Genomic DNA, 251 nt, shown 5'->3' with positions numbered 1-251 from the left:
GGCGTGCAGCGCGTCTTCGATCAGCTCGGTGCGCATGTGCTCGGCGATCGACCAGCCGACCAGGCGGCGGGAGTAGCAGTCGATCACCGTCGCCAGGTAGAGATGCCCGCCGTCGTAGGGCAGGTAGGTGATGTCCCCGACGTACTTGACGTTGGGGGCCGGCGCGGTGAAGTCGCGCTTGACCAGATCCGGCACCGGGGTGTCGGCCGGTTCGGGGATCGTGGTGTGGACCTTGCGCCGCAACCTGAGCC

Annotated in this window: 1 protein-coding gene; it reads right to left on the bottom strand. The window is 68.1% G+C overall.

Annotated features, from left to right (window positions below):
* Window positions 1–251, bottom strand: a 251-nt coding sequence (locus tag RM423_RS25260) for a DDE-type integrase/transposase/recombinase (protein WP_311425779.1), incomplete at both ends; no start/stop codon positions are given.

This window comes from Jatrophihabitans lederbergiae, from assembly GCF_031845305.1.
Taxonomy (GTDB): Bacteria; Actinomycetota; Actinomycetes; order Mycobacteriales; family Jatrophihabitantaceae; genus Jatrophihabitans_A; species Jatrophihabitans_A lederbergiae.
This window is presented reverse-complemented; position numbering and strand designations above follow the sequence as displayed.